Origin of the sequence: Modestobacter sp. VKM Ac-2978 (assembly GCF_026968025.1) — a bacterium.
GTDB lineage: Bacteria > Actinomycetota > Actinomycetes > Mycobacteriales > Geodermatophilaceae > Modestobacter.
Map to the genome: position 1 here is coordinate 357,578 of NZ_JAPVBP010000005.1, position 25,955 is coordinate 383,532.

25 protein-coding genes are annotated in these 25,955 nt (G+C 74.9%); 12 read left to right on the forward strand and 13 right to left on the reverse strand.

Going from position 1 to position 25,955, the window contains the following annotated elements; genetic code table 11:
* The first annotated feature begins 40 nt into the window (after nucleotides 1–40).
* From eat to eutC, 3 genes are read left to right on the forward strand one after another with little or no spacing between them, the layout of a single operon-like run.
* Complete coding sequence (gene eat, locus O2W53_RS14815) at nucleotides 41–1,504, forward strand: ethanolamine permease (RefSeq protein WP_269163816.1); 1,464 nt, start codon at nucleotides 41–43, stop codon at nucleotides 1,502–1,504.
* The gene (locus O2W53_RS14820; protein WP_269163817.1) at nucleotides 1,501–2,913 is read left to right on the forward strand and encodes an ethanolamine ammonia-lyase subunit EutB; all 1,413 of its coding nucleotides are present in this window, start codon (nucleotides 1,501–1,503) and stop codon (nucleotides 2,911–2,913) included. The genes eat and O2W53_RS14820 overlap by 4 nt, the downstream gene beginning before the upstream one ends.
* Nucleotides 2,910–3,683 carry an ethanolamine ammonia-lyase subunit EutC gene (gene eutC, locus O2W53_RS14825; RefSeq protein WP_269163818.1) on the forward strand — a complete coding sequence of 258 codons (774 nt, stop codon included), beginning with the start codon at nucleotides 2,910–2,912 and terminating at the stop codon, nucleotides 3,681–3,683. Before O2W53_RS14820 ends, eutC begins: the two co-directional genes overlap by 4 nt.
* A gap of 60 nt (nucleotides 3,684–3,743) precedes the next feature.
* Here the strand turns inward: eutC and O2W53_RS14830 are convergent, their stop codons facing one another.
* On the reverse strand, nucleotides 3,744–4,013 hold the full coding sequence (locus O2W53_RS14830) for a hypothetical protein (protein WP_036337054.1): 270 nt from the start codon (nucleotides 4,011–4,013) through the stop codon (nucleotides 3,744–3,746).
* 19 nt (nucleotides 4,014–4,032) lie between these two features.
* On the opposite strand from O2W53_RS14830, the gene O2W53_RS14835 reads away from it, so the two are divergent.
* Nucleotides 4,033–4,707 (forward strand): hypothetical protein, encoded by a 675-nt coding sequence (locus O2W53_RS14835; protein WP_269163819.1) that lies wholly within the window; start codon nucleotides 4,033–4,035, stop codon nucleotides 4,705–4,707.
* Nucleotides 4,708–4,713: 6 nt separating this feature from the next.
* On the opposite strand, the gene O2W53_RS14840 is transcribed toward O2W53_RS14835, so the two are convergent.
* The 5 genes from O2W53_RS14840 to O2W53_RS14860 are packed head-to-tail and all read right to left on the reverse strand — an operon-like array spanning nucleotide 4,714 to nucleotide 11,964.
* Nucleotides 4,714–5,088, reverse strand: a complete 375-nt coding sequence (locus O2W53_RS14840; protein ID WP_269163820.1) for a DUF1801 domain-containing protein — start codon at nucleotides 5,086–5,088, stop codon at nucleotides 4,714–4,716.
* Nucleotides 5,089–5,118: 30 nt separating this feature from the next.
* Nucleotides 5,119–5,892, reverse strand: a complete 774-nt coding sequence (locus O2W53_RS14845) for a GAF domain-containing protein (RefSeq protein ID WP_269163821.1) — start codon at nucleotides 5,890–5,892, stop codon at nucleotides 5,119–5,121.
* A 5-nt stretch (nucleotides 5,893–5,897) separates the two neighbouring features.
* Nucleotides 5,898–9,344 (reverse strand): thiol reductant ABC exporter subunit CydC, encoded by a 3,447-nt coding sequence (gene cydC, locus O2W53_RS14850; protein WP_269163822.1) that lies wholly within the window; start codon nucleotides 9,342–9,344, stop codon nucleotides 5,898–5,900.
* The gene (gene cydB, locus O2W53_RS14855) at nucleotides 9,341–10,369 is read right to left on the reverse strand and encodes a cytochrome d ubiquinol oxidase subunit II (protein ID WP_269163823.1); all 1,029 of its coding nucleotides are present in this window, start codon (nucleotides 10,367–10,369) and stop codon (nucleotides 9,341–9,343) included. Before cydB ends, cydC begins: the two co-directional genes overlap by 4 nt.
* A gap of 29 nt (nucleotides 10,370–10,398) precedes the next feature.
* On the reverse strand, nucleotides 10,399–11,964 hold the full coding sequence (locus O2W53_RS14860; protein ID WP_269163824.1) for a cytochrome ubiquinol oxidase subunit I: 1,566 nt from the start codon (nucleotides 11,962–11,964) through the stop codon (nucleotides 10,399–10,401).
* 138 nt (nucleotides 11,965–12,102) lie between these two features.
* Here O2W53_RS14860 and O2W53_RS14865 point away from each other — a divergent pair, with 138 nt between their 5' ends.
* The 3 genes from O2W53_RS14865 to O2W53_RS14875 are packed head-to-tail and all read left to right on the forward strand — an operon-like array spanning nucleotide 12,103 to nucleotide 14,432.
* The gene (locus O2W53_RS14865; RefSeq protein ID WP_269163825.1) at nucleotides 12,103–12,483 is read left to right on the forward strand and encodes a BlaI/MecI/CopY family transcriptional regulator; all 381 of its coding nucleotides are present in this window, start codon (nucleotides 12,103–12,105) and stop codon (nucleotides 12,481–12,483) included.
* A gap of 2 nt (nucleotides 12,484–12,485) precedes the next feature.
* Nucleotides 12,486–13,451 (forward strand): M56 family metallopeptidase, encoded by a 966-nt coding sequence (locus tag O2W53_RS14870; protein WP_269163826.1) that lies wholly within the window; start codon nucleotides 12,486–12,488, stop codon nucleotides 13,449–13,451.
* Nucleotides 13,452–13,493: 42 nt separating this feature from the next.
* Nucleotides 13,494–14,432: a quinone oxidoreductase family protein gene (locus O2W53_RS14875; protein ID WP_269163827.1), complete on the forward strand. Its 939-nt coding sequence runs from the start codon at nucleotides 13,494–13,496 to the stop codon at nucleotides 14,430–14,432.
* Nucleotides 14,433–14,441: 9 nt separating this feature from the next.
* On the opposite strand, the gene O2W53_RS14880 is transcribed toward O2W53_RS14875, so the two are convergent.
* The 5 genes from O2W53_RS14880 to O2W53_RS14900 all read right to left on the reverse strand — a co-directional run bounded on the left by O2W53_RS14880 (nucleotide 14,442) and on the right by O2W53_RS14900 (nucleotide 18,642).
* Nucleotides 14,442–14,786, reverse strand: coding sequence for a helix-turn-helix domain-containing protein (locus O2W53_RS14880; RefSeq protein WP_166755593.1), 345 nt, complete (start codon nucleotides 14,784–14,786; stop codon nucleotides 14,442–14,444).
* Nucleotides 14,787–14,851: 65 nt separating this feature from the next.
* Nucleotides 14,852–15,334, reverse strand: a complete 483-nt coding sequence (locus O2W53_RS14885) for an Hsp20/alpha crystallin family protein (RefSeq protein WP_269163829.1) — start codon at nucleotides 15,332–15,334, stop codon at nucleotides 14,852–14,854.
* 201 nt (nucleotides 15,335–15,535) lie between these two features.
* A complete protein-coding gene (locus O2W53_RS14890) occupies nucleotides 15,536–16,930 on the reverse strand; it encodes a glutamine synthetase family protein (RefSeq protein ID WP_269163830.1) in 1,395 nt (464 codons plus the stop codon).
* Nucleotides 16,931–16,974: 44 nt separating this feature from the next.
* Entirely contained in the window at nucleotides 16,975–17,952 is a 978-nt protein-coding gene (locus O2W53_RS14895) for a YihY/virulence factor BrkB family protein (RefSeq protein WP_269163831.1), read from the reverse strand.
* Between the two features lie 84 nt (nucleotides 17,953–18,036).
* Entirely contained in the window at nucleotides 18,037–18,642 is a 606-nt protein-coding gene (locus O2W53_RS14900) for a TetR/AcrR family transcriptional regulator (protein WP_269163832.1), read from the reverse strand.
* Between the two features lie 24 nt (nucleotides 18,643–18,666).
* On the opposite strand from O2W53_RS14900, the gene O2W53_RS14905 reads away from it, so the two are divergent.
* The gene (locus tag O2W53_RS14905) at nucleotides 18,667–19,830 is read left to right on the forward strand and encodes an MFS transporter (RefSeq protein ID WP_269163834.1); all 1,164 of its coding nucleotides are present in this window, start codon (nucleotides 18,667–18,669) and stop codon (nucleotides 19,828–19,830) included.
* Here the strand turns inward: O2W53_RS14905 and O2W53_RS14910 are convergent.
* A complete protein-coding gene (locus tag O2W53_RS14910) occupies nucleotides 19,805–20,680 on the reverse strand; it encodes an oxidoreductase (RefSeq protein ID WP_269163835.1) in 876 nt (291 codons plus the stop codon). The two genes, O2W53_RS14905 and O2W53_RS14910, sit on opposite strands and share 26 nt — an antisense overlap.
* Before the next feature lie 71 nt (nucleotides 20,681–20,751).
* Here O2W53_RS14910 and O2W53_RS14915 point away from each other — a divergent pair, with 71 nt between their 5' ends.
* The 4 genes from O2W53_RS14915 to O2W53_RS14930 all read left to right on the forward strand — a co-directional run bounded on the left by O2W53_RS14915 (nucleotide 20,752) and on the right by O2W53_RS14930 (nucleotide 24,281).
* Nucleotides 20,752–21,876 carry an amidohydrolase gene (locus tag O2W53_RS14915; protein ID WP_269163837.1) on the forward strand — a complete coding sequence of 375 codons (1,125 nt, stop codon included), beginning with the start codon at nucleotides 20,752–20,754 and terminating at the stop codon, nucleotides 21,874–21,876.
* A gap of 101 nt (nucleotides 21,877–21,977) precedes the next feature.
* Entirely contained in the window at nucleotides 21,978–23,252 is a 1,275-nt protein-coding gene (locus tag O2W53_RS14920; RefSeq protein ID WP_269163838.1) for a YibE/F family protein, read from the forward strand.
* On the forward strand, nucleotides 23,249–23,872 hold the full coding sequence (locus tag O2W53_RS14925; RefSeq protein WP_269163839.1) for a class I SAM-dependent methyltransferase: 624 nt from the start codon (nucleotides 23,249–23,251) through the stop codon (nucleotides 23,870–23,872). The genes O2W53_RS14920 and O2W53_RS14925 overlap by 4 nt, the downstream gene beginning before the upstream one ends.
* Before the next feature lie 76 nt (nucleotides 23,873–23,948).
* Nucleotides 23,949–24,281: a TraR/DksA family transcriptional regulator gene (locus O2W53_RS14930; RefSeq protein ID WP_269163840.1), complete on the forward strand. Its 333-nt coding sequence runs from the start codon at nucleotides 23,949–23,951 to the stop codon at nucleotides 24,279–24,281.
* 13 nt (nucleotides 24,282–24,294) lie between these two features.
* Here O2W53_RS14930 and O2W53_RS14935 read toward each other — a convergent pair whose 3' ends face one another.
* On the reverse strand, nucleotides 24,295–25,734 hold the full coding sequence (locus tag O2W53_RS14935) for a M1 family aminopeptidase (protein ID WP_269163841.1): 1,440 nt from the start codon (nucleotides 25,732–25,734) through the stop codon (nucleotides 24,295–24,297).
* Nucleotides 25,735–25,955 lie beyond the last annotated feature (221 nt).

Here is a 25,955-nt window from a genome sequence, read left to right on the forward strand (position 1 = left end):
CCCCGCCTGATCCCAGGGGCCACGAGCCGGAGGACCGCAGATGACCGTCGAACCCGCACCCGCCCGAACAGTCCACGGACCGGGGCGGGGGGTCGAGGCGGAGACGGTCGACGCCGGCTACCTGGAGAAGCGGCAGCTCCGCGGCGGCACCGCCGGCTGGGTGCTGCTCGCCGGGCTCGGCGTCGCCGCGGTCATCTCCGGTGACTACGCCGGGTGGAACTTCGGGCTGGAGCAGGGCGGGTTCGGTGGGCTGCTGATCGCCGTCGTCCTGATGGCGGTCATGTACTCGGCGATGGTCTTCGGCCTGGCCGAGCTGGGCTCCGCGCTGCCCACCGCCGGCGGCGGGTACACCTTCGCCCGCCGGGCGCTGGGGCCCTGGGGTGGTTACGCGACCGGCGTCGCGGTGCTGATCGAGTACGCGATCGCCCCGGCGGCGATCGCCACCTTCATCGGTGCCTACGTGGAGTCGCTCGGGCTGTTCGGCATCACCGACGGCTGGTGGGTCTACCTCGCGGCCTACGGCCTGTTCATCGGCATCCACCTGCTGGGCGTCGGTGAGGCGCTGAAGGTGATGCTGGTGATCGCCGCGGTCGCCGTGGCCGGGCTGGTGCTCTACCTGGTCGGGGCGGTCCCGGCCTTCGACGCGGCCAACCTCACCGACATCGCGCCCACCGACGCCGCCGGCGCCTCGGAGTTCCTGCCGTTCGGGCTGATGGGCATCTGGGCGGCGTTCCCCTTCGCCATCTGGTTCTTCCTGGCGGTGGAGTGCGTGCCGCTGGCGTCGGAGGAGGCCAAGGACCCGGCCCGGAGCATGCCCCGGGGGATCGTCGCCGCGATGGGCCTGCTGCTGGTCCTGGCGGTGCTGATGCTGGTGTTCACCGCCGGCGCGGGCGGTGCGCAGACGATGTCGGTCAGCGGCAACCCGCCGGTGGAGGCGCTCGAGGTCGCCGGGGCCTCCAGCGGGCTGACCACGGTGATCAACTACGCCGGCCTGGTCGGCCTGGTCGCCAGCTTCTTCTCGATCATCTACGCCTACTCCCGGCAGACCTTCGCGCTCTCCCGTGCCGGGTACCTGCCGCGGGCGCTGTCGGTGACCAACTCCCGCAAGGCGCCGACGCTGGCCCTGCTGGTGCCCGGGGTCATCGGCTTCGCGCTCTCGCTGACCGGGCAGGGCGCCATGCTGCTGAACATGGCCGTCTTCGGGGCCACCGTCTCCTACGTGCTGATGATGGTCAGCCACATCGTGCTGCGCCGCCGGGAGCCGGAGCTGCACCGGCCCTACCGCACGCCCGGCGGCACGGTCACCACCGGCGTGGCCCTGGTGCTGGCCGCCGCCGCGGTGCTCGCCACCTTCCTGGTCGACCCCGTCGCCGCGGCCTGGACGCTCGCCGCCTACGCCGTCTTCCTCGGCTACTTCGCCCTCTACAGCCGCCACCACCTGGTCGCCTCCGCACCGGAGGAGGAGTTCGCGCTGCTGGCCGCCGCCGAGGAGGACGTGCGATGACCGTCCGCCGGACGACGCTGGGCGGGCACACCCACGAGTTCCGCTCGCTGACCGACGTGCTGGCGAAGGCGACGCCGGCCCGCTCCGGTGACGTGCTCGCCGGGGTGGCCGCGGAGTCGCAGGCCCAGCGGGTCGCCGCGCAGCACGTGCTGGCCGACGTCCCGCTGGCCACCTTCCTCACCGAACCGGTGGTCGGCTACGACGAGGACGACGTCACCCGGCTGATCCTGGACACCCACGACCCGGCTGCCTTCGCCCCCGTCTCCGCACTGACGGTGGGGGAGTTCCGCGACTGGCTGCTGGCCCGTGCCGCCGAGCGGGACGAGGCGGCGATCTCCGGCCTGGCCCGCGGGCTCACCCCGGAGATGGCCGCCGCCGTCTCCAAGGTGATGCGCAACGCCGACCTGATCGCGGTCGCCCGCCGGACCCGGGTGGTCACCGGCCTGCGCAGCACGCTCGGGCTGCCCGGTCGGCTGGCCTCCCGGCTGCAGCCCAACCACCCCACCGACGACGCCGTCGGGGTGACCGCGGCGATCCTGGACGGGTTGCTGCACGGCAGCGGCGACGCCGTCATCGGGATCAACCCGGCCACCGACTCCCCGGCGCAGACCATCGCGCTGCTGGAGCTGGTCGACGCGGTGATCAGCCGGTACGAGATCCCCACCCAGTCCTGCGTGCTGGCGCACGTGACCACCACGCTGCGGGCACTGGAGGCCGGTGCGCCGGTCGACCTGGTCTTCCAGTCGGTCGCCGGCACCCAGGCCGGCAACCGCGGCTTCGGCGTCACCCTCGACCTGCTCGCCGAGGCGCGCGCCGGCGCACTGGAACTGCGCCGGGGGACGGTGGGGGACAACGTCACCTACTTCGAGACCGGGCAGGGCTCGGCACTGTCGGCCGACGCCCACCACGGCGTCGACGGCCCGGTCGACCAGCAGACGCTGGAGTGCCGCGCCTACGGAGTGGCCCGGCACTTCGACCCGCTGCTGGTGAACACCGTGGTCGGGTTCATCGGCCCGGAGTACCTCTACGACGGCAAGCAGGTCATCCGGGCCGGGCTGGAGGACCACTTCTGCGGCAAGCTGCTGGGCCTGCCGATGGGCGTGGACGTCTGCTACACGAACCACACCGACGTCGACGGCGACGACACCGACACCCTCACGCTGTTGCTCGGCGCGGCGGGCTGCTCGTTCGTCATCGCCGTCCCGGGCTCGGACGACGTGATGCTGCACTACCAGTCGCTGTCGTTCACCGACGTCCTCACCGCCCGCGCGGTGCTGGACCTGCGGCCGGCGCCGGAGTTCGAGGCGTGGCTGACGATGATGGACCTGCTCGACGACGCCGGCCACGTCCGCGAGCTGACCCCCGAGGCGCCCGCGGCCCGCGCCCTCCTCGCCGCCGCCCGCCCATGACCGACCTCCAGGGCCAGAGTCGCGATTTCGGCCCCTCGGACGACCCGTGGGCGGTGTTGCGGGACGCCACCCGGGCGCGGGTCGCGCTGGGCCGGGCCGGGGACGGGCTGCCGACGTCCCGGGAGCTGGAGTTCCGCGCCGCGCACGCGGCCGCCCGCGACGCGGTGCACACCGCCTTGGACCCCGACCGGGTGCGGACGGCGCTCACCGAGGCCGGGGTCGGGCTCGACGTGCTGGAGGTGCACAGCCAGGCACCGGACCGGACCACCTACCTGCAGCGGCCGGACCTGGGCCGGCGGCTGGCCCCGGACACCCGGTTGCCCGGCGGGCCGCACGACCTGGCGCTGGTGCTGGCCGACGGGCTGTCCCCACGGGCGGTGCACGAGCACGCGGCCGGCACCGTGGCCGCCGTGCTGGCCCGGCTGCCCGGCTGGTCGGTCGCCCCGCTGGTCCTCGCCCACCAGGCACGCGTGGCCCTCGGCGACCCGGTGGGCGAGGCGCTGGGCGCGGGGATCGTCGTCGTCCTGGTGGGGGAGCGGCCGGGGCTGAGCTCCGCCGACAGCCTCGGCCTGTACCTGACCCACGGCCCGCGCCCCGGGCGGGCGGACTCCGAGCGCAACTGCATCTCCAACGTGCGTCCACCGCACGGCCTCGGCTACGCCCAGGCCGCCGACACCCTCGCCGGGCTGCTCCAGGCGTCCCGACAGCTGGGGGCCTCCGGGGTCGTGCTCAAGGACGAGGGGACGACGCTCCCGCCGGGCGCGGGCTGAAGGACCCTCTCTCCCCCCACCCCTCGCACACGCTCGGGGCGGGCCCCTGAGAGAGAGCCGTCAGAAGCGGCGGAGGGGCCCGACCCGCATCACCGTGCTGAGCAGCGCCTCCATCGGGTGGCGCTGCGGCCGCTCGACCTCGGCCGGCCAGTCCGGGACGAGGTCCGGGTCGGCGTCGGCGGTCGCCACCTCCGCCACCCGGCCCTGCAGCCGGGCGCGCACCTCCTCCGGTGAGTAGGCCCGACGGTGGCGTTCGTGGCGGAGCAGGACGGTGCCGGTCGCGGCAACGCCGACGATCCCGGCGACTCCGAGCAGCTTCGAGAGGCGCATGAACCGTTACGGTAGTGGTGTGGCTCACTCTCGCGCTGGGTTCCGCACCTCGTCCGCCCGCGTCCTGCCGCTGCACGACGCCGTCGAGCTCACCCGGACCGGCGACGTCTGGGTCTTCCGTGGTGGGTCGGTGGCCGACCGGGCCATCCAGGCCGTCACCAACGCCCCGGTCAACCACGTCGGCATGGCCGTCGTCATCGAGGACCTGCCGCCGCTGCTATGGCACGCCGAGCTGGGGCACTCCCTGTCCGACGTGTGGTCCGGCCGCCATCAGCGCGGCGTCCAGCTGCACGACCTCTCCGATGCGGTCTGCGTCTGGAAGAAGCGTTACGGCCAGCAGGCCTGGCTGCGCCAGCTGGTCGGCCCCGCCGACGACGGCGGGGTGCCCCGGGAGATGGAGGACGCCGTGCTGCGCACCATCGCCCGGCTCGACGGCAAGCCGTTCCCCACCACCCGGCACCTGGCGCACGGCTGGGTCAACGGCAAGCTGCGCCGGCACCAGACGAACGACACGATCTTCTGCGCCGAGTTGGTCGCGACCACCTACACGGCGATGGGCCTGCTGCCGAAGAACCGGCCGCTCAACGCCTACGACCCGGGCAGCTTCTGGTCCGGTGACGACCTGCCGCTGGTCGACGCGGAGCTGGGCCCGGAGATCCAGGTCGACGTCCCGGCGGGGCCGCCCTGCGACTGAGCCGGCTCAGACCCGCACCCAGCGCTCCACGAGGGCCACGATCGCGTCCAGCTTGGCGGCCACATCGGCGGAGTCGCCCAGTGACAGCACGGCGCGGTCGGTGTCGGCCCAGCGCAGCAGCCCGGTGTCGTCCCCGAACGCGAAGCCCTCGGTCTCCTGGGGCTTCGCGCCGCGGTGGAAGACCAGCTGCAGGTGGTCGGCCGGGAACAGCCGGAAGGTCACCCGGTCCACCCCACGGGCGCAGAAGCTCGGCGCCCGCCACTTCACGTGTTCGGTGAGCTCGGCGTCCGAGGCCATGATCGCCGCGCGGAGCCGCCGGACGTCGTCCACGCGCGGGTGGTCCAGGGCGTCGAGGAACTCCTCGACCGTCGGCTGCGCCATGGGCCCAGCGTGCCCCATGCACGCTCCCGCTCAGGGTCCGCCGGGCCGTCCGACGACGTCGGCGGTCACCAGCCGGCCGCTCACCAGGTCCGCCGCCACCGAGTCGACCGAGCGTCCTGTGGCCCAGGCGTGCGCCCGCAGCATGGCCAGCGCGGCTCCCGCGTCGACGTCCAGGGACGCGCTGAGCGACCCGACCGCGCGCCAGACGGCGGCCCGGCGCACCGCGGCCGGGCTGCGCAGCCAGTCCGGGTCCGCGGCGCCCGACCGCGCCGACCACGCCACGGCCTCGCTGAGCGCGCCGGACACCAGGTGGCCGATGGCGAGGGCGTCGAACACGTCCAGCCGCAGGACGTCGTCGGGGTCGACGAGGAAGAGGTCCAGCGCACCGGCGCCGGCCAGTGCGTTCGGGATCGGCAGGGACACGACGCCGCGGTAGGGGGTGCGGGCCACCAGTACGTCGGCGAACTCCGGCCACCGTCGGCGGAGGTCCTGCTCGGCGGCGAAGACCGGTTCACCGGTCGCGTGGGCCAGCAGGCAGGGGCCGGTGCCCACGGTGAACTGCAGCCGCTCGGCCCGGCCGGCCTCCGGGGAGCTCGCGCCCAGCGGGCAGCGGCCCCGGGCGCCGGTCAGCACGCTGAGCCCGGCACCGTCGACCGCCAGCACCTGGACGGTGGCCCGGGTCAGCTGGTCGGGGAGCAGGTGCCCCTCGTCGTCCGCCGCCGCGGCCGCCTCTGCCGCGGCCGCGGCGGCGAAGCGCTCGGCCAGGGTCATCCCGGAGACGTGCCGCAGCAGGAGCCGCGGCAAACCGGTCAGCGGCGCGCCGGAGCCGGAGTGTGCTCGGGGACCGCCCCGGCCAGCCGCAGGACGCTGTCGTGCTGCTCGGCCACCGCCGGGTCGTGGGTCACGCAGACGACCAGCCGGCCCGCCAGCGCCCGGCGCAGGTCGGCCACCAGGGCGGCGGCCGTCGGCGGGTCCAGGTGGGCGGTCGGCTCGTCCAGCAGCACGACGTCCCGGTCGGCCAGCAGCGCCCGAGCCACGGCCAGCCGCCGCCGCTCGCCTCCGGACAGCGAGGTGCCGCCCGCCCCGACCGGGGTGTCCAGCCCTGCCGGCAGGCCGGCCAGCAGCGCACCGAGCCCGGCGTCGGTCAGGGCCCGGCGCATCGCCTCCTCGCCGTCGGCACCGGCCAGCTCGCCGCGGGGGCGGGCCAGCGCGAGGTTGGCCCGCAGCGGAGCGTCGAAGACGTGTGCCTCTTGCGGGCACCAGGCGATGGCGCCCTGCACGTCGGCCCGGGTCAGCCGGTCGGCCGGCACCGGGCGGCGCCCGTCGCCGAGGACGTAGGCGCCGGCCGCGGGGCGCAGCGAGGCCATCAGCACCGACAGCAGCGTCGACTTGCCCGATCCGGAGGGGCCGGTGACCACCAGCCAGTCGGACCCGGCGGTGGCGACGGCGTCCAGGTCGCGCAGCACCGCCGGGCGCCCCGGCCAGCCGGCGGTGAGCTGCTCCAGCGCCAGCTCGCGCACCGGCCGCGGCGGGGCCACCCGCTCGGCCGGCGCCGGGTCGGCGGCCACCGGCTCGGCGAGCACGGATTCGACCCGGGCCCGCGCGTCGTGCCAGGCCAGCCGGTGCCGCTGCGCGGCGCCGAGTGCGGTGAGCGGCTCGAGCAGCGCCAGGGGCGCCAGCGCCAGGACGGCGGCGGTGGGTGCGGAGAGCTCCCCGGCGCGGACGCCGACGGCCGCGACGGCCAGCGCACCGACGGCGGCGGCACCGGTGGCCAGCACCGCGAGCGCGTCGCCCAGCGCCGTGGCGGTGGCCCCGGCCCGGGCAGCGCGGCCCTGCCGGCGGCCCAGCTGGTCGAGCCGGTCGACGGCCTCGCCGGTGAGGCCGTGCGCCCGCAGGTCGCCGGCGGCCTCGAGGGCTGCGCTGGTCTCCCGCAGGGTCACCGTGCGCAGCTCGGCGGCGTGCCGGGCGCCGCCCCGGTCGGCCCAGCGGTGCACGCCGAGCACGCCCAGTACCGCGACCCCGACGAGCGCGGCCACCAGTGCGCCGGCCCGCGGGTCGAGCAGGGCCAGCACCGCCGTCGTCCCGGCCAGCACGATGCCGGAGACCAGGGGCGGGGTGACCACCCGGACGGAGAGGTCCTGCAGCAGGCCGACGTCCCCGACGACCCGGGCCAGGGCCCGGCCGGGGGTGCGGTCGGCGGCCGGGCCCTGCGCGACCAGCGCGCGCCACACCTGCAGCCGGGTGCTCGACGCCAGCCGGAAGGCGGCGTCGTGGCCGGACAGCCGCTCCAGCCAGCGGAGCCCGGCCCGGGCCAGCCCGAAGCCGCGCACCCCGGCCGTGGCCACCAGCAGGGTGAGGATCGGCGGCTGCTCGGCGGCCCGCACGATCAGCCAGCCCGAGACCGCAGTCAGCGCCACGGCCGACGCAGCCGAGGCCGAGCCGGCGGCGACCGCCCGCACCACCGCCCGCCGCGGCCAGCTGAGGCCGGCGGTGCCACGGTCCGCCTCTGGGGCGGCGGCCGGCTCGGCGACGGCGGCGGGGAGCGGGGCACCGGCGTCCTCGGTGCTGTCGGTGCGCTCGGGCGCCGGGACGGTGGTGAGCGGCGGCAGGGCGTGGGGTCCGGTGAGGTCGACGGCGCGGTCGGCGAGCGCGGCCAGCGCGGGAGAGTGGGTGACCAGCACGGTGCAGAGCGAGCCGCGCAGCCGGACCAGCAGCTCGGCGACCTGCGCGGTGCTCGCCGCGTCCAGCGACGCCGTCGGCTCGTCCAGCAGCAGCACCCGGGCGCCGCGCTGCACCCGGACCAGCGCCCGGGCCAGCGCGACCCGCTGCAGCTCGCCGGGGGAGAGGGTGCGGCAGGCGCGCTCGCGCAGGTGCCCGGCGTCCAGCCAGGCCAGCGCGGTGTCGGCCAGGTCGGTGGCCCACTCGTCGGGGACGTCGCCGGCGTGCCGGCGCAGCTCGTCGAGCACGGTGTCGGCGACGGTGTGCGGGAACTGCGGGACGACGGCGACGTCCGCAGGTGCCAGCACCACGCCGTCGACCTGCGCGGTGGCCCCGTCGAGGAGCTGGCCGGCCAGGACGGCGAGCACGGTGGACTTGCCCGATCCGCTCGGCCCGCGCAGGGCCACCAGCTCGCCCGGCGCCACCTCGAACGAGGCGCCGTCGACGGCGGGCCGGCCGCGGCCGGGGAAGGAGACGGTGAGGCCGTCGACGGTGACCCCGCGCAGCTGCCCGGCGGGCGGCGCGGCCAGCACCGGCCGGGGAGCGGGGACGGCGAGCACGGCGCGGGCGGCGGCGGCGGCCTCGGCGGCGTCCTCGGAGGCGTGGTGCGCCGCGCCCAGTGCCCGCAGCGGCGCGAACGCCTCGGGGGCGAGCAGCAGGGCGAGCAGGCCGACGTCCAGGCCCATGTCCCCGTGCACCAGCCGCACGCCGACGGTCACCGCGACCAGCGCGACCGACAGGGTGGCGAGCACCTCGAGCACCAGCGAGGAGAGGAAGGCGATCCGCAGGGTGGCCAGCGTGCGCCGGCGGTGGGTCTCACCCAGGTCGGCCAGGGCGGACAGCTGGTCGGCGGCGCGGCCCAGCCCGACCAGCACTGGCAGGCCGCGGACCAGCTCGGCGACGTGCCCGGCGATCCGGTCCAGCGCCCGGGCCGCCTCGACGGTCCGGTCCCGGGTGTGCAGCCCGACCAGCGCCATGAACAGCGGCACCAGCGGCAGGGTGAGCGCCACCAGCAGCGCGGAGAGCCAGTCGGTCAGGCCCAGCACCACCAGCAGCACCGGCGGGACGACGATCGTCTGCGCGAGCGCCGGCAGGTAGGTGGCCAGCGCCGGGCCCAGGTCGTGCAGCCGGGTGCTGGCCAGCACCGCGGCCGGCCCGCTGCCGCCGGCGGCCGCGACCGCCTCGCCCTCGCCGGCCAGCAGCCGGGTGAGCAGCCGGCGCCGCAGGGTGTCCTCGGCCCGCCGGGCGTCCCGGGTGGCCAGCACGCTGCCCAGCCCACCGGCGGCGGCCCGGATGGCGACGCCGAGCAGCGCCACGAGCAGCGACGTCCCCGGGGTGACGCCGTCGGCGACGTCCGCCACCGCGCGGGCGAGCCCGGCCGCGAGCAGGACGACCCCGACGGTCTGCCCGAGTGCGGCGACCGCGGCCCGCACCAGCGCCCCGGGCAGCCCGGGCACCCCCGCGAGCGCCCCCAACGGCCCCCGCCCCCGCTCGGCACCACCAAGATGGCCATTGTGGTGGCCGTCAGGCGAGGTCATGCGCGCACCTGCTCCTCGGTGGCGTCGGCGTGCGGGGTCTCCGGGTCGGCGGTGAGCCGCTTGCGGAACACCCAGTAGGTCCAGGCCTGGTAGCCCAGCACGACCGGCAGCCCGAAGCCGGCCGCCCAGGTCATCACGGTCAACGTGTAGTCGCTGACCGAGGCCTCGGCGATGGTGACGTCGAAGGCCGGGTCGATCGAGGAGACGACGACCACCGGGTAGACGGCGCCGAAGATCGTCGCCGCCGAGGCGAGCATGACGACGGCCCAGGCGGTGAAGGCCGGTCCCTCCCGGTCGACCCGGATGCTCGCCCAGGCGACCAGCACCGCCAGTGCGGCGACCAGCCACAGCACCGCGGTGACGGCGGTGCCCTCGCGCAGCTGCACCAGCCCGGCCCAGGCCAGCAGCGGCACCGCCGCGACCAGCGACCAGCGGCGGGCGAAGGCGCGCGCGGCCAGCCGCACCGGGCCCTCGGTCTTCAGCGCCAGGAAGACGGCGCCGTGCACCATCGAGTAGGCGAGCACGGCGACCCCGCCCAGCAGTGCGGACCAGGTGACGCCGGCGAAGGCGCCGCCGACCCGGATGCCGTCGCCGTCGATCGGCAGGCCCAGCGTGGTGCCGCCCAGTGCCGCGCCGACCCCGAGGGCGGCGATGAGCGATCCGGTGACGATGACGTTGGTCCAGGTGCTGTCCCACTGCGGGGTGTGGTGCGAGTGCCGCCACTCGAAGGCCACGGCCCGGATGATCAGGCCGAACAGCACCAGCACGAACGGCAGGTACAGCGCCGGCAGCCAGGTGGCGTACCAGCCGGGGAAGGCGGCGAAGACGGCGCCGGCCGCGGTGATCAGCCAGACCTCGTTGCCGTCCCACAGTGGGCCGATCGACCGGAGCATCAGGTGCCGGTTGGCCGGGCGGCGCCCGATCACCGGGATCAGGGCGGCGACGCCGAAGTCGAAGCCCTCCAGGAGCAGGAAGCCGGTCCAGAGCACGGCGACCGCGGCGAACCAGAGTGTCTGCAGGTCCATGGGAGTGTCTCTCTCGGTCTCTGGGCCGGTCAGTAGGCGAAGGAGAGGACGTCGTCGTCGTCGGCCCGGCGGGTGCTCGCGCTGCCCGGGGTGACGTCGGCGTCGGGGTCGCCGTCGGGGGTGTGGCCCGGGGTCGGGGCGCCGTCGCTGGTGGTGACCCCGCGGCGGACGAAGTTCACGATCAGCCAGAGCTCCACCACCGCCAGGGCGCCGTAGACCAGCGTCAGGGCGATCAGCGAGGTCCAGACCTCAGCCGCGCTGACGCCGGGGGAGACGGCCTGGGCGGTGAAGAAGTAGACCTGGTCCTCGCGCGGCACGTCGGGGTTCGGGTGGACGACGAAGGGCTGGCGGCCCATCTCGGTGAAGATCCAGCCCGCGGCGTTGGCGACGAAGGGTGCGCCGACCGCGAGCAGCGAGCCGTAGACGCCGATCTTCGACGTCGGCACCCGGCCCCGGCGAGTGGCCCACAGTGCGTAGGCCGCCACCCCGGCCGAGAGCATGCCCATCCCGATCATCAGCCGGAAGTTCCAGTAGGTGACCGCCAGCAGCGGCGTGTAGTCGATCGGCTCGCCGGCCTTGTCGCCGAAGGACGGGTCGTCGGGGTAGGTCGCCCCGTAGGCCGCCGCGTACTCCTCCTGCAGCTGGTTGACCCCGGGCACCGCGGTCTCGAAGTCACCGTGCGCCAGGTAGGAGAGCAGCGCCGGGACGGTCCAGGAGTGCACGTCGTCGCACTCGTTGCTGCCGAGCTTGCCGAAGGCGAAGACCGAGAAGGGCGCCGGCGCCTCGGTCTCGCAGAGCGCCTCGGCCGAGGACATCTTCAGCGGCTGCTGCTGGTACATCAGCTTGGCCTGGTAGTCGCCGGTGATCGCGACGAGCACGAACGCGATGAGGGAGGCGAACCCGCCGATCCGCACCGAGCGCCGCCACACGCTGTGGTCGACGTCCTCGGGAGAGAGACCGGCCAGCCGGCGCTTGCGCAGGTGCCACAGGCCGATGCCGACCAGCAGCGCGGCGGCGACCATCAGCGACCCGACGATGGTGTGGCTGAACGCGGCGAGCGCGGTGTTGTTGGTCAGGACGGCGAGGAAGTCGACCTGCTCGGGCCGCCCGGTGGCGCCGTTGGTCACGACCCCGACCGGGTGCTGCATCCACGAGTTGGCCGCGATGATGAAGTACGCGCTGACGATCGAGCCGATCACCGCCGCCCAGAGCGCGGCGAGGTGCACCTTCTTCGGGATCCGGCCCCAGCCGAAGATCCACAGGCCGAGGAAGGTCGACTCGAGGAAGAAGGCCAGCAGGGCCTCGAGGGCGAGCAGCGACCCGAAGACGTCGCCGACGAACCGGCTGTACTCGCTCCAGGCGAGCCCGAACTGGAACTCCTGGACCAGCCCGGTGGCCACCCCGAGGACGAAGTTGATCAGGTAGATGCGGCCCCAGAACCGGGTCATCCGCAGCCACTCGGGGTTGTCGGTGCGCACCCACATCGTGTGCATGACCACCAGCAGGATCCCGAGCCCGATGGTCAGCGGGACCATCATGAAGTGGTAGACGGTGGTGATCCCGAACTGCCAGCGCGCTACGTCCAGGACGTCCACGGCTGTTGCCTCCCTGTCTCCTACGACCGGCGCGTAGTCTTCTACATGTCGTAGAACTCATTTCTACGCTTCGTAGAACTTCTCGTCTACGACCCGCAGAGACCATCGGTTGTGAGACACCGGACAGAGGAGGGACCAATGGCCTCACTTGGTGAGTTGGAGCGCACACTCATGGACCGGCTGTGGGCGGCCGCCGGTCCGGTCAGCGCGACCGAGCTGCAGCAGGAGCTGGCCGACCGCGGGCTCGCGCTGACCACGGTCCACACGGTGCTGAGCCGCCTGGAGCAGAAGGGGTTCGTCGTCCACGACGACCGGCGCCCCCGGCGCTTCGCCCCCCGGGCCACGCGCGAGGCGCACGCGGCCGAGCTGATGCACGAGGTGCTCGGCCAGGCGGGTGACCGGCAAGCAGCGCTGGCCCGGTTCGTCGGCAGCGTCGACGCCGAGGACGCCGCGATGCTTCGTGAACTGCTCGGCGGCGGCGGCACAGCGGCCGGTCCGGACGCCACCGGCGCTCGCTGAGCGTGCTCCCGGCGACCGCCCTGGCGCTCGGCCTCCTGGCTGCGCTGCTGGCCTGGCCGGTGCCGGCCGCGCTGGCCCGGGCCCGCTGGCCCCGGCGCGACCCGCTCGCGGCCCTGGTCTGCTGGCAGGCGATCGGCCTGGCCGGTGGCCTGGCGATCATCGGCGCCCTGCTGGTGCACGGGCTCGCGCCCTGGGGGCACTCGCTCCCCGAGGCGTGGTGGCACTGGGTGACCCGGCAGCCCAGCGCCGAACCGGTGCGCGGTGACCACTGGGTCGCCCAGACCCTCGCCGCGGTGCTGGCGCTGGAGCTGCTGGGCGTGCTCGCGCTCTCCGGCGTCCGCACCGCGCGCACCCGGCGGCGGCACCGTGCGCTGCTGGAACTGCTCGTTCGGCCCGGCGCGTCGTCGGGGGAGTCGGCAGCGGGGGAGCGGGCGTCGGCGGAGGAGACGCTGCTGCTCGACCACCCCGCGCCGGTGGCGTTCTGCATCCCCGGGGCGCGCCCGTTGCTGGTGCTCTCCTCCGGCATGGTGGCCGAGCTGGACGGTGCGCAGCTGGACGCCGTCGTCGCCCACGAACGGGCGCACCTGCGCGAGCACCACCACCTGCTGCTGCTGCCCTTCGTCGCCTGGCGGGCGGCGCTGCCGGTGCTGCCGGCGGCCGACCGGGCGCACGACGGGGTGCGCGACCTGGTCGAGATGCGCGCCGACGACGTCGCCCTGCGGTCGCTCTCCGGGCCGGACCCGCGGCGGACCCTCGCCGTCGCGATCGTGGCCGCCGCCGGTGGGGCAGGGGGCCAGGTGCCGGAGGGGGCGCTCGCGGTCACCGGGGGACCGGTCGCGGTCCGGGTGCGCCGTTTGCTCGCACCGGCGGACCCGCTGCCCGCCCGCGCCCGCTGGGCCGCACTCGCCGGCGCGGTCGCGCTGCTCCTCGTGCCCACCCTGCTGTTGCTGCTCCCCGCTCTGCTCTGAGCCGGAGCGCGCGGCTGCCTCCGCTCGCCTAGCGTCAGCCCGATGGACGCAGCAGTGCTCACCGAGCCCGGCACCCCCACCTTCGACTCGTTCGACGAGCCCGCCGCCGGCCCCGGGCAGGTGGTGGTGGACGTCCGGGTCGCCGGGGTCAACCCGGTCGACGTCGCCATCGCCGCCGGCGCCTTCGTCACCAAGCCGCCGTTCCCGTCGGTCGCCGGGCGTGAGGGCGTCGGCACGGTCGAGGACCGGCGGGTGTACTTCAACGGCTGCGTCGCGCCGTTCGGCTCGATGGCGCAGCGCACGCTGGTACCGGCCGACTCGCTGTTCGACGTGCCCGAGGGGCTCGACGACGGGCTCGCGGTCGCCCTCGGCATCGCCGGGTTGGCGGCGTGGCTGCCGCTGCAGTGGCGGGCCCGGCTGCAGCCGGGGGAGACGGTGCTCGTGCTGGGAGCCAGCGGGGTGCTCGGCACGATCGCCGTCCAGGCGGCGAAGGTGCTCGGTGCCGGCCGGGTGGTCGCGGCTGCCCGGGACGCCGAGTCGCTCCGGCGGCTGACCGACCTGGGTGCCGACGCCACCGTCGAGCTCACCGGCGACGAGTCGACCGCCGCGCTCGGCGAGCGGATCCGGGACGCGGCCGGCGGCGGGGTCGACGTGACCATCGACCCGGTGTGGGGTCAGCCTGCGCTGGCTGCCATGGCGGCTGCCCGGATGGGGATGCGGCACGTGCAGATCGGGCACTCGGCGGCGCCGGCGGCGGAGGTGGTCGCGGGCGGCTTCCGGGAGGCGATGGTCGACCTGCTCGGCTACACGACCCGGCACGTGCCGCAGGACGTCGTCGCCCGGGGCTGGGCCGAGCTCACCGGGCACGCCACCGACGGGCGGATCGCCGTGGAGGTCGAGCGGGCGCCGTTGGCCGACGTGGCCGCGGTCTGGCAGCGGCAGACCTCCTTCGCCCACCGCAAGCTGGTGCTGGAGCCCTGATCCGCCGGCTCAGCGGCGCCGGTCGCGCAGCTCCTGGCGGACGGCGTCCCGTTCGTCGCGGGCGTGCTCGGCGTCGGCGACGGCCTCGGCCAGGTCGTCCTGCAGCTGCACGATGACCTGGGCCGAGCCGAGCAGGTGGCCGTCGTCGAGGAGCACCCGCACCCGGGCGGCCAGCTGGAGCTGGTGCCGGGAGTAGCGCCTGTGCCCGCCGGGGGAGCGGTGCGGGTGCAGCACGCCGGAGGAGTCCAGGCTGCGCAGGAAGGCCGCCTGGACGCCGAGCAGGTCGGCCGCCTGGCTCATGGTGAGCACCGGGTGGTCGGGGTCGTCCAGGGGCTGGAGCGGGTCGGTGCTCATGGGTCCTCCGGAAGACGCCGGAGGGGCGGGACCGCTGGGTCCCGCCCCTCCCGGGTTGCTGTCGATCAGCTCTCGACGGAGGGCTGCTCACCCTCGATGGTGTGCGCCTCCACCGCAGCCGGGGTGTCCGCGCGGGTCACCGTGATCTTGCGGGCCTTGGCCTTCTCGGCGACCGGGATGCTCACGGTGAGCACGCCGTCGTGGTAGCTCGCCTCGAGCCGGTCGGTGTCCAGGCTGCGGCCCAGCACCAGCTGCCGGGTGTAGCTGCCGAACGGGCGCTCGGCGACCTGCCACTGCGCGCCCTCGATCTGCGGCACCGACCGCTCGGCGCTGATGGTCAGCGTGGTGCCCTCGACCGACAGGTCGATCGAGCCGGGGTCGACGCCGGGCAGGTCGAAGTGGGCCACGAAGTTGTCGCCCACCCGGTAGGCGTCCATCGGCATGCCGGCCAGCGGGCGGGCGGTGGTCGTGCCGGATCGGCCGGTCAGCTGGTCCAGCGCGCGGAAGGCGGCGGACGTCGCGGCGAAGGGGTCGTAGGAAGTCAGCATCATGGCTGCGTACCTCCGGATGTCGTGCTGGTTCGGTTGTCGTGTCGCCGGCTCTGGTGAACCTCCAGCGGCAACTGGAGATTACCTCGGCCGCGCACTGAAGTAAACGTCGTTGCTGGAAAAATGTTCCAGCAGTCACTGGAGGTCGGCCAGGTGGACCGCCGAGCCTGCCCGTGCGGGGTCGACTGAGCGGGTCGGTGCTCAGTACCGCCAGCGGACGGCGGCGGTGAGCTCCTCCGGTGACGTCTCCGCGAACAGGGCGATCTCCCCTCGCCGGACCTCGGCAATCGTGGTCGCCAGCTCCGGCCCGAACGCGGCGAGGAGCACGTCGTCCCGCTCGAAGGCGGTCACTGCCTCTTCCAGCGAGGTCGGCAGCGCGACGATCCCGGCCTCCCGGCGTCCCTCCTCGGTCAGCGTGCCGGGGTCGACGGCGACCGGGTCGGGGAGGACGGAGCCGGCCCGTAGTCCCGCCTGGCCGGCGGCGAGCAGCCCGGCCAGCAGCAGGTACGGGTTGGCCGCGCCGTCGACGCACTTGACCTCGACGTTGGCCGCAGCCTGTCGGTTGCCGCTCGGACCGGTGACGAAGCGGACGGCGGCCTCCCGGTTCTCCAGACCCCACACGGCGTAGGCGCCGGCCCAGTGCGAGGGCACCAGGCGCAGGTAGGAGGCGACGCTCGGGCAGCCGACGGCGAGCAGCGCGGGCAGGTGGGCGAGCAGCCCGGCGGTGAACCCCTCGCCGTCCTCGGTCAACCCGAAGGTCCCGGGCCCGCCGTTCATCAGGTTCTCCGCCCCGCGCCACAGCGACAGGTGCACGTGGCCGCCGTTGCCCACCCCGTCGGCGGTCACCTTGGGGGAAAACGAGGCGCGCAGCCCGTGCGCGATGCTGACCGCCTGGATGGTGGTGCGCACCAGGAGCGAGGTGTCGGCGGCGGCGACCGGGTCCTGCGCGCCCACCGACACCTCCAGCTGACCGGCGGCGTACTCCGGGTGGAACTGGTCGACCGCGACCCCTTGGGCGTCCAGCGCCTCCAGCAGGTCCCGCGCGTAGTCGGAGACCTCGATGTGCCGGGTCATGCCGTAGGCGGGCCCGGCGAGCGCCGGCCGGAAGGTGCGGGGGTCGGAGCCGGGTGGCCCCGCACCCTCGCCCAGCGCCCACTCGACCTCGATGGCGGCCTTCACGCTCAGCCCCTCCTCGGCGAGCTCACCGACCAGCCGGCGCAGCAGCGAGCGCGAGCACTGCACGTGCGGTGCGCCGTCCTGCGTGTACCGGTCGACCGGCGCCCACGCCCAGCCGTCCTGGCCGGCCAGCACCCGGAGTCCGGACAGGTCGGGGTGCAGCCGCAGGTCGCCGATCGCACTGCCGGCGTGGGTGCCCGCGACGATGGAGTCGTCGACCAGGAAGCCGTCGAAGACCTGGCTCATGCCCGCGCCCCACTGGGCGGCGCTGGGCAGCCTGGCCAGCGGAACGGACTTCATCCGGGTGATGCCGCTGGTGTCGACCCAGGGCAGGACGACGCCGACCACCCCCGCACTCGCCAGGTCGTCCAGCACCGCCTCGGCCGCGGCTCGTCGCTCGTCCCGCTCGTGCAGTTCCATGTGCCCTCCGGCGTCGGTCGGGTCGCGCTCGGTCCGTGCTGTGCTCAGTCCGTGCTGCGGTCGGGTGGGTCGAAGGACACGTGCACCGTCTCGAAGCCCTTGGTCCGCTGGGCCTTCGCCATGCCGGTGTAGCTGCGCCGGTCGCCGGCGGTGAGGTCGACGTCGTCGGTGAACGGGGTGAGCAGCGCCCGCGGCCACAGCCGGTTGACCCGCACCGCGTTGATCTCCACGCACAGCACGCCGACCACCGCGGCCAGGTACAGGAACGCGAGCAGGCCGAGCACCAGGGCGAAGACGCCGTTGGTGGCGCTCGCCGTGGTCATGACCCGGCTGACGTAGGTGACGCCGAAGGTCTGCAGCAGCTGCCACAGCACTGCGGCGGTGAACGCCCCCGGGAGCACCTGGCGGATCGTCAGGGGCCGGGCGGTGGCCAGCCGGAAGGCGAAGACGAAGACGGCGGCGTTGATCGCCACCGACCCGATGACGGTGAGGACCCGGGACGCCCCGCCCATCGAGCCGGCGTGGCCGGCGGTGAAGGTGGCCAGCGCCGTCGTCCCGATGACGGCGAGCCCGGCGGTGGCGACCAGCAGCAGGCTGAGGCCGCGGGCGAGGAACGGGTTGGGGCGGCTGTTGCGCGGCACCGCCCAGGCGGTGTTCATCGCGTACTGGATCGCCTGGGCGACGCCGAGGGCGCCGTACAGCGAGCCCAGGATGCCGACGACCACCCCGAGCACGCCGCCGCTGAGGCCGCGCGGCTCCCCGATCTGCTGGCCGACCACGGGGAACTGGCTCACCGCCGACTCGAGCAGCTGCTGCTGCAGCTCAGGGTTGTTCACCAGGACGTTGCTCAGGATGGTGGAGAACAGCAGCAGCAGGGGGAACAGCGAGACGAAGGCGTAGTAGGTGATCAGCGCGGCGAGGTAGGGGCCGGAGTCGTCGACGTACTTGTAGATGACGGCGATGGGGAACCCAGCCGCGCGGCGCCGGCGCTGCAGCCGGTCGAGCTTCTCGACAACGGACACCGCGGCAGTGCACCACGGCATCCCGGTCGCGCACCACGCGAGGTCGGCCGTGCGTGCACCCCGGCCACGAGGTGGCGGCGTGGCTCAGGCAGCCGGGGTGTGCCCGCGCATCGCGAGCCAGGCGGCGGCGAGCTCGCGGGCTCGCTGGATCGGGTCTCCGGCGTGGAGCTCCGGGGTGGTCCACTCCCGGGCCGAGCGGGCCAGTGCGCCGTCGTAGCAGAGCAGCACGGTGGCGGCGGCCTCGTCCGGGTCGGCCAGCCCGGCGGCGACGGCGAACTCCCGCAGCCGGTCGGTCAGCAGCCGGGAGTCCGCCTGCAGCCACGCCTGGCCCGGGTGGTCGGCCGGTAGCTCGGTGGCCGCGGCGAGGAACCCGCACCCGCGCCTGCTGCCCTCGCGTTCGCGGTACCGGACCACGGCGTCGAAGAGCGACAGCAGCCGGTCGACCGGGTCGGTGCGCTCGGCGAGCACCTCGTCCCAGGTCCGGCGCCACACCTCGTACCGCTGCTCCAGGTAGGCCGCCACCAGCCCGTCCTTGCCGGCGAAGTGCGCGTACATCGTCGCCGGGGCGACCTGTGCGCGGGCGAGCACCGCGTCGACCCCGGTCGCGGCGATGCCGGACTCGTAGAAGAGCTCGCCGGCGGCGGCGAGCAACCGATCGCGCGCGGGCCGGGTCGCGGAACGTGGGGTCATGCGCCTACTGTAACGCTCGTTATGATGAAACGATCGTTACAGTCAGCGTCGGAGCACCGGTCGGCCGCCCTGGTCGTGCCCGGGCTGGCGGTCATCGCCGTCACCTACGGGCTGGCCCGCTACGGCTTCGGCCTCTACCTGCCGCAGTTCCGCGCCGCCTTCGGGTTGTCCCCGGGGACCGCGGGGGCCATCGCGGCGGCCAGCTACCTGGCGTACTGCCTCGCCGCCCATGCCAGCCAGCGACTGGCCGGGCGCGCCCGGGCGCGACAGGCGCTGTGGCTGGCCGGCGGTACCGCTGCCCTGGGCTCGCTGCTCGTGGCTGCCTCCTGGTCGGTCCCGGCCCTGGCGGTCGGGGCGCTCGTCGCGGGCAGCGGAGCCGGGGCGGCCAGCCCGGCGCTGGTCGCTGCTGTGGCCTCGACCGTGCGGCCGGAGGCGCAGCCGCGTGCCCAGGCCCTGGTCAACAGCGGCACCGGGGCCGGCGTCGTCGTCGGCGGACTGCTCGTGCTCGCCGTGCCGGACGCGTGGCGGGCGGCATGGGCCGGGTTCGCCCTGGTGGCCGTGCTGGTCACCGCGTGGGCCGACCGGAACAGCCGCTGGCCCACCGTCCCGGAGAGCCGCCCCGAGGCGCCGTTGCGCGACCTCGTCCGGCCCCTGGTCGCCGCCGGACTGGCGGGCGCGGGCTGCGCCGCCGTGTGGACCTTCGGGCGGGACCTGATGACCGTCGCCGGCGGGCTGTCCGCCGGCACCACCGGGCTGCTCTGGTGCGTGCTCGGCGGTGCCGGCCTGATCGGTGGGCTCAGCGGCGACCTGGTGCTGCGGGTCGGGCTGCGCCGGGCCTGGGCGTGCTCGGCCGGGACCGCGGCGGCCGCCACCCTGGCACTCGCCGTCCTGCCCGGTTCACCCGCCGTCGTGGCGCTCGCGCTGGCCGGGTTCGGTGCCGCCTTCGTCGCGCTCAGCGGCGTGCTCATCGTCTGGGGTGGCCACCGGCTCCCCGCCGCAGCGCCGCAGGCCGCGGCGGTGCTGTTCATCGGCCTCACCGTGGGCCAGGCGGCCGGTGCCCTGGTGCTCGGCGCGGTCGCGGACGCGACGAGCACCCGGACGGCGTTCGTGGTGGCCGCGGCCCTGGTCCTCGCGGCGGCGCCGGCCGCGGAACGGGCGGTGGTCAGGTCGGGGAGTCGACGCCGGTGAGCTCGACGGACGCAGTCCACAGCCGGCCGGCCATCACCGGGTCCGAGGCGGCGGGGCTGCGGCCGGCCAGCGTCGGCGCACCGCGCATGGTGGTGCCGTCCGGCCCGGCGAAGCTTCCACCCGGCAGGTCGGCGGCGGCGGCGAACAGCGTCGGCAGCGCGCCCTGCTGGGCGCTGGTGGCCAGGGCGCGGTTGGCGACCGCCATCGCGGCGTCCTTCACCCGGTTGCCCGTGCGGCCCTGCAGGTTGGTGGCCGCCCAGCCCGGGTGTGCCGCGAGGGCGCGCACCGTCGAGCCCGCCGCGGTCAGCCGTCGCTGCAGCTCCAGGGTGAACAGCAGGTTCGCCAGCTTCGACTGCCCGTAGGCGCCGGTGGCCGAGTACGTGCGGCGCTCCCAGTTCAGGTCGTCGAGCACGATCTCCCCGGACCGGTGCAGCATCGAGGAGACCGTGACCACCCGGTCGGTCACGTGCGGCAGCAGCAGGTTGGTCAGCGCGAAGTGACCGAGGTGGTTGGTGCCGAACTGCAGCTCGAAGCCGTCGGCGGTGCGCCCGGCCGGCACCTGCATGATCCCGGCGTTGTTGACCAGGACGTCGAGGTCGCCGGTCCACCCCGCGGCGAACTCCCGCACCGAGGCGAGGTCGGCCAGGTCCAGCCGGCGCACCTCCACCTCACCCGGCAGGTTCGCCGCGGCCTGGGTGCCGCGGGCGGTGTCCCGCACGGCCAGCACCACCCGGGCGCCGGCCACGGCCAGGGCGCGTGCGGTCTCCAGGCCCAGGCCGCTGTTCGCGCCGGTCACCACGACGGTGCGGCCGGACTGCGCGGGGATGTCGGCGGTGCTCCAGGAGGCCATCCACCGACTGTAGGCAGCGCCCCGGCTCCCGGCAGGCGGCGCCCGGCCGGCCCGCGAGCCAGACTGGCCCGGTGAGCGACCTGGACCCCGACCTCGCCGACCTGCCGCTGGTCGACCACCACTGCCACGGCCTGGTCCGCCGGGACCTGACCCGGGCCGGGTTCGAGTCGATGCTGACCGAGGCGGCCGGGCCGAGCGCGCTCGGTGGCTCGCTGTTCGACTCGCAGGTCGGTCTCGCCGTCCGCCGGTGGTGCCCACCGGTGCTCGACCTGCCCGCGCACGCCCCGGCCGAGGAGTACCTCGACCGCCGGGCCGAGCTCGGCGCCGACGAGGTGAACCGCCGCATGCTCGCGGCGACCGGCACCGGCACGTTCCTGGTCGACACCGGGTACCTGCCCGAGCCGATCACCTCCCCGGCCGAGCTGGCCGCGCTGGCCGGGGGGCGGGCACGGGAGGTCGTGCGGCTGGAGGCGCTCGCCGAGGAGGTGCTCGCCGACGGTGGCGCAGCCGCGGACTTCCCCGAGCGGCTCCGCACCCGGCTGGCCGCCCGCACCGCCGAGGCCGCGGGGGTCAAGTCGATCGCCGCCTACCGGGTCGGGCTGGCCCTGGAGGGCACCCGGCCGGACGACGCCGAGGTCGCCAGGGCCGCCGACCGGCTGCTGGCCGGGGGCGGCCCGGTCCGGGTCGCCGACCCGGTGCTGCACCGGTTCCTGATCTGGTCCGGCATCGACCTGGGGATGCCGGTGCAGTTCCACGTCGGGTACGGCGACGCCGACGTCGACCTGCACCGCTGCGACCCGCTGCTGCTGACCGACCTGCTGCGGGCCACCGAGCCCGCCGGGGTGCCGGTGATGCTGCTGCACAACTACCCGTTCCACCGGCACGCCGGTTTCCTCGCCCAGGTGTTCGGCCACGTCTTCGTCGACGTCGGGCTGGCCACCCACAACGTCGGGCACCGGTCGGGGGCGCTGCTGCGCGAGCTGCTCGAGCTGGCGCCGTTCGGGAAGGTGCTGTTCTCCTCCGATGCCTTCGGCCTGGCCGAGCTCTACCTGCTGGGCACGCTGCTGTTCCGCCGCGGGCTGGGCCGGTACCTGGCCGAGGGGGTCGCCGAGGACGCCTGGACGACGGCCGACGCCGTCCGGATCGCCGGTCTCATCGGCGCCGGCAACGCCGAGCGGGCCTACCGGCTCGGCTGACCTGCAGCGCCGCGGGGGGACGCCCGGGAGGCGAGGGGCGGGTGCGACGCCGTCCGCCCGTCCGGCCGGAGATCGGCCGACCGGCCACCTAGCCTGTCCGGGTGTCGGCCCACTCCCACGTCCACGGACCCGAGGGCGAGGTCCGCCCACCCGACCCGGCCGCGGTCGCACGTCGCCGCACCGCCGTCCGGCTGATGCTCCTCGTGCTCGTGCCGGTGGGCATCGCCACGCTGGTCGGCCTGCTGGTGCTGTGGCCCAGCAGCGAGCAGACCGCGGCGCAGCGGGCGGCGGAGTCGTTCCAGCCGCCGGGCACGACCTACCCGGAGGCGACCATCGTCTCGCTGGAGACCTACGAGTGCGCCGCGGCGACCGGCAACGCGCCCGCGCAGGTCTGTGCCCGGGCGGTCCTGGTCGTCGCCGAGGGCGACAGCTCCGGGGACTACGTGCAGGTCGAGCTGTCCTCGGAGGTGGTGGCCGAGGGCATCGAGGTGGGCGACGAGCTGGTGCTCAACCGCGACCCCGGCATCGACACCGGGCAGGTCACGTACTCGTTCCAGGACTTCCCGCGCAGCACCCCGATCATCACCCTGGCGCTGGCGTTCACCCTCGTGGTGGGGGCGGTGGCCCGGTTGCGCGGCCTGCTCGCCCTGCTCGGCCTGGTGTTCGCGTTCTTCATCCTGCTGCAGTTCATGCTGCCCGGTCTGCTGGCCGGGTCCTCACCGATCTGGGTCAGCCTGGTCGGCTCCTCGGCGATCATGTACGTCGTCCTGTACCTGGCGCACGGCTTCAACGCCCGGACGACGACGGCGCTGCTGGGCACCTTGTTCGGGCTCGCGCTCAGTGCGGTGCTCGGGACGATCGCCGTCGCCGCCGCGCACCTCACCGGCCTGGCCAACGAGGAGGCCGTGCAGCTGCTCCAGTTCGACCCGACCCTGGACTTCTCCGGCCTCGTGCTGGCCGCCCTGGTCGTGGCCGGGCTGGGCATCCTCAACGACGTCACCATCACCCAGGCGTCCGCGGTCTGGCAGCTGCACGAGGTCTCGCCGGAGATGGGCTGGGTGCAGCTGTTCCAGCGCGGCATGGCGATCGGGCGCGACCACATCGCCTCGACGATCTACACGATCGTCTTCGCCTACGCCGGCGCCGCGCTGCCGCTGCTGCTGCTGTTCGACATCTACGAGCGCCCGTTCTGGACGACGCTGACCGGCTCGGTGGTGGGCGAGGAGGTCGTCCGTACGCTCGTCGGCGGGATCGCGCTCGTGCTCGCCGTCCCGGTGACCACGCTGATCGGCGCACTGGTCGCGGCCGCGGCGACGTCGGCGACCCCCGCGACCGCCGAGCTGCCGGCCGACCGCAGCGGAGGAGCCGCCCGATGACCACCGACCTGCTGGCCGCTGCGGCCGCCGCACCCGGGTTCATGCCGCCGGACGAGGGCCGGGCGCTCTACGTCGCCGCGCGGGCGGTGCAGGTGCCCGGGCCGCTGCTGGAGATCGGCAGCTGGCTGGGCAAGTCGGCGCTGTACCTGGCCGCCGCCGCCCGGGAGACCGGCCGGCAGGTGGTCACCGTCGACCACCACCGCGGCTCGGAGGAGCACCAGCCCGGCTGGGAGTACCACGACCCGTCGCTGGTCGACCCGCTGGTCGGGCGGATCGACACCCTCCCGGGCTTCCGGCGCACCGTCGCCGCCGCCGGCGCGGAGGACGTCGTGGTCGCCGTCGTCGCCCGGTCGGAGGTGCTGGCACCGCTGTGGTCGACCCCGCTGGCACTGCTGTTCCTGGACGGCAGCCACACCGAGGAGTCCGCGCGCCGCGACCAGGACGCCTGGGTGGCGAAGCTCGCCGTCGGCGGCACGCTGGCCGTCCACGACGTCTTCCCGGACCCGGCCGACGGCGGGCAGGCGCCGTTCGGGGTCTACCAGCGGGTGCTGGGGTCGGGGGAGTTCACCGAGCTGCCCGGCACCGGCTCGCTGCGGCTGCTGCGGCGCACGTCGTCCTGACGGGGCCACGTCCTGACGGGGCCACGTCCTGACGGGGCCACGTCTTGACGGGGTCACGGTGCGCGACGATGGCGCGATGACGGTGACCGACGAGCTGGCCCGCGCCCGGGCCGAGACGCTCGCGCAGATCGACGCGCTGACCCGGGAGTTCGACGAGGTGGTCGCCGCGTCCCGGTCGTCCAACGCCGACGACGAGCACGACCCGGAGGGCGCGACCATCGCCTTCGAGCGCCAGCAGGTCGCGGCGCTGCTGGACCAGGCCCGCCGTCGGCTGGCCGACGTCGACGACGCCCTGGCCCGCGCGGAGACCGGGGACTACGGCCGGTGCGCCGACTGCGGGCAGCCGATCGACCCGGAGCGGCTGGCTGCCCGCCCGCAGGCCCGCACCTGCATCGCCTGCGCCCGCTGACCCGGGCCGCGGGTCAGGGGAGCGCGCCGACCTGCTCCAGCTCGGTGAGCACGTCGGGCAGCTCGGCGAAGGCCTCCTGGACGTCGTCCGGCGTGGCGATCGACCAGGCGTTCGCGCGCAGGTAGTCCTGCAGCGCGGCGTCGAAGGCCTCGGCGCCGACCCGGTCCCGGGCGGTGACCAGAGTCGCCCCGCCGACGGTGTAGACGGTGTCGTAGTAGGTGGCGCTCGGCCGGCGGAACTGCTCCCAGTACTGGATCGGCTCGCCCACGCCGTGCCGGCGGGACCCCGGCAGGTCGGCCATGCTGGCCGAGCCCTGCCCGTGCACGACCATCTGCGCGAAGGTCGCGAACGACTCGTCGAGCCAGGGGTGCACGGCCTGGTTGTTGCCGACCAGGCCGTAGAACCACATGTGCGCCAGTTCGTGGGTCACCAGCGCCCGGCGGAAGTCCGGGTCGGTGTCGCCGAACTGGATCGCCCCGGGGAACTCGATGCCGCTGGTCTGGCTGGACAGCACCGAGACCCAGAGGTCGTCGTAGGGGAAGGGGCCGAGCAACGCGACGAGGGCGTCCATCGACTCCTCGAGCCGGGCCAGCCACTCCACCGCGCTCGCCTCCTCCACCCCCTGGTCCAGGCCCACGTGCACCCGGACGCCGCCGATCTCCGCCGACTGCACGTCGAGCTCCCCGACGGTCACCGCGACGTCCCGGACGGACGGGGCGGTGAACTCGTGGACCGTGGTGTCGCCCGGGCCGTCGGAGGTGCCGACCGCCTGGCCGGTGCCCAGCACCTCGTACCGGGAGTCCGCGACCACCTCCAGCGAGGCCAGCTCGAAGTCCTCGCTCACCGCCATCTCGCCGGCGACGGCGACGGCGGGGCTGCGGTCCCATCCCCGCCCGCGCTCCCAGGCGAGCAACGGGAAGGCGGTGGCGAACCAGGCGACCTCGACGTCCCCGGCGGTGCCCACCCGCTCGTTGACGTCGGTGCCGAGCTCGACCTCGAACTCGAGGTCGATGGTGATCTCCTCGCCGGGCTCCGCGCACTCGGTCAGCGGCACCTCCTGCAGCGTGCCGGCGGGCGCGTTCTCGGGGGCTCCGGCCGGCACGTCGCGCACCTCGGCCGGTTCGCCGTCGACCCGGACCTCGGACACGGTCAGCCCGCTGCCCGCCCGCGCGGTGGCCGGCTTGTTGGGCCAGGAGCGGAAGACCAGCACGCAGGTGTCGAGGTCAGGGGTGAAGACCACCCGTTCCGCACCGGCGATCGTCTCCAGGTCCTCGGCTACCTCGAAACGCAGGTCGACCACCGGCCGGTCGGCCCGGGGCTCGGGCCAGCCCGCGGCGTCCGGGGTGGACGGCGGCCGGGGCACGGGGTCGGGGGAGTCGCTCGTGGAACAACCGGCGAGCAGCAGGGCTCCGGTGAGCGCGGCGGCCGCGGCCCGACGACGACCCGCGCGCATCACTGCCCTTCGAGATGGACGACGGGATCCTCCCGTCGCCACCCATTGTCTCGATCGTGCGCAACTCGGGCCAACCCGCCCTCCTCGGCAGTGCCGGGGGACGGGGACACCCCACTCACGAGGCGGTTGTTACTGCTGTGACGAACGAGTCAACTGTGAACCGAGCGTGACCTTACGGATGCACAAAGTGCGTGTAACGATCAGTTCCGTAATCACCGCAC

Excerpts from the sequence above, each read along its gene's own strand:
- eat (WP_269163816.1), top strand. The coding sequence starts at position 41 with ATGACCGTCGAACCCGCACCCGCCCGAACAGTCCACGGACCGGGGCGG.
- O2W53_RS14820 (WP_269163817.1), top strand. The coding sequence starts at position 1,501 with ATGACCGTCCGCCGGACGACGCTGGGCGGGCACACCCACGAGTTCCGC.
- eutC (WP_269163818.1), top strand. The coding sequence starts at position 2,910 with ATGACCGACCTCCAGGGCCAGAGTCGCGATTTCGGCCCCTCGGACGAC.
- O2W53_RS14830 (WP_036337054.1), bottom strand. The coding sequence starts at position 4,013 with ATGCGCCTCTCGAAGCTGCTCGGAGTCGCCGGGATCGTCGGCGTTGCC.
- O2W53_RS14840 (WP_269163820.1), bottom strand. The coding sequence starts at position 5,088 with ATGGCGCAGCCGACGGTCGAGGAGTTCCTCGACGCCCTGGACCACCCG.
- cydC (WP_269163822.1), bottom strand. The coding sequence starts at position 9,344 with ATGACCTCGCCTGACGGCCACCACAATGGCCATCTTGGTGGTGCCGAG.
- cydB (WP_269163823.1), bottom strand. The coding sequence starts at position 10,369 with ATGGACCTGCAGACACTCTGGTTCGCCGCGGTCGCCGTGCTCTGGACC.
- O2W53_RS14865 (WP_269163825.1), top strand. The coding sequence starts at position 12,103 with ATGGCCTCACTTGGTGAGTTGGAGCGCACACTCATGGACCGGCTGTGG.
- O2W53_RS14875 (WP_269163827.1), top strand. The coding sequence starts at position 13,494 with ATGGACGCAGCAGTGCTCACCGAGCCCGGCACCCCCACCTTCGACTCG.
- O2W53_RS14880 (WP_166755593.1), bottom strand. The coding sequence starts at position 14,786 with ATGAGCACCGACCCGCTCCAGCCCCTGGACGACCCCGACCACCCGGTG.
- O2W53_RS14885 (WP_269163829.1), bottom strand. The coding sequence starts at position 15,334 with ATGCTGACTTCCTACGACCCCTTCGCCGCGACGTCCGCCGCCTTCCGC.
- O2W53_RS14890 (WP_269163830.1), bottom strand. The coding sequence starts at position 16,930 with ATGGAACTGCACGAGCGGGACGAGCGACGAGCCGCGGCCGAGGCGGTG.
- O2W53_RS14900 (WP_269163832.1), bottom strand. The coding sequence starts at position 18,642 with ATGACCCCACGTTCCGCGACCCGGCCCGCGCGCGATCGGTTGCTCGCC.
- O2W53_RS14905 (WP_269163834.1), top strand. The coding sequence starts at position 18,667 with ATGAAACGATCGTTACAGTCAGCGTCGGAGCACCGGTCGGCCGCCCTG.
- O2W53_RS14910 (WP_269163835.1), bottom strand. The coding sequence starts at position 20,680 with ATGGCCTCCTGGAGCACCGCCGACATCCCCGCGCAGTCCGGCCGCACC.
- O2W53_RS14925 (WP_269163839.1), top strand. The coding sequence starts at position 23,249 with ATGACCACCGACCTGCTGGCCGCTGCGGCCGCCGCACCCGGGTTCATG.
- O2W53_RS14930 (WP_269163840.1), top strand. The coding sequence starts at position 23,949 with ATGACGGTGACCGACGAGCTGGCCCGCGCCCGGGCCGAGACGCTCGCG.
- O2W53_RS14935 (WP_269163841.1), bottom strand. The coding sequence starts at position 25,734 with ATGCGCGCGGGTCGTCGTCGGGCCGCGGCCGCCGCGCTCACCGGAGCC.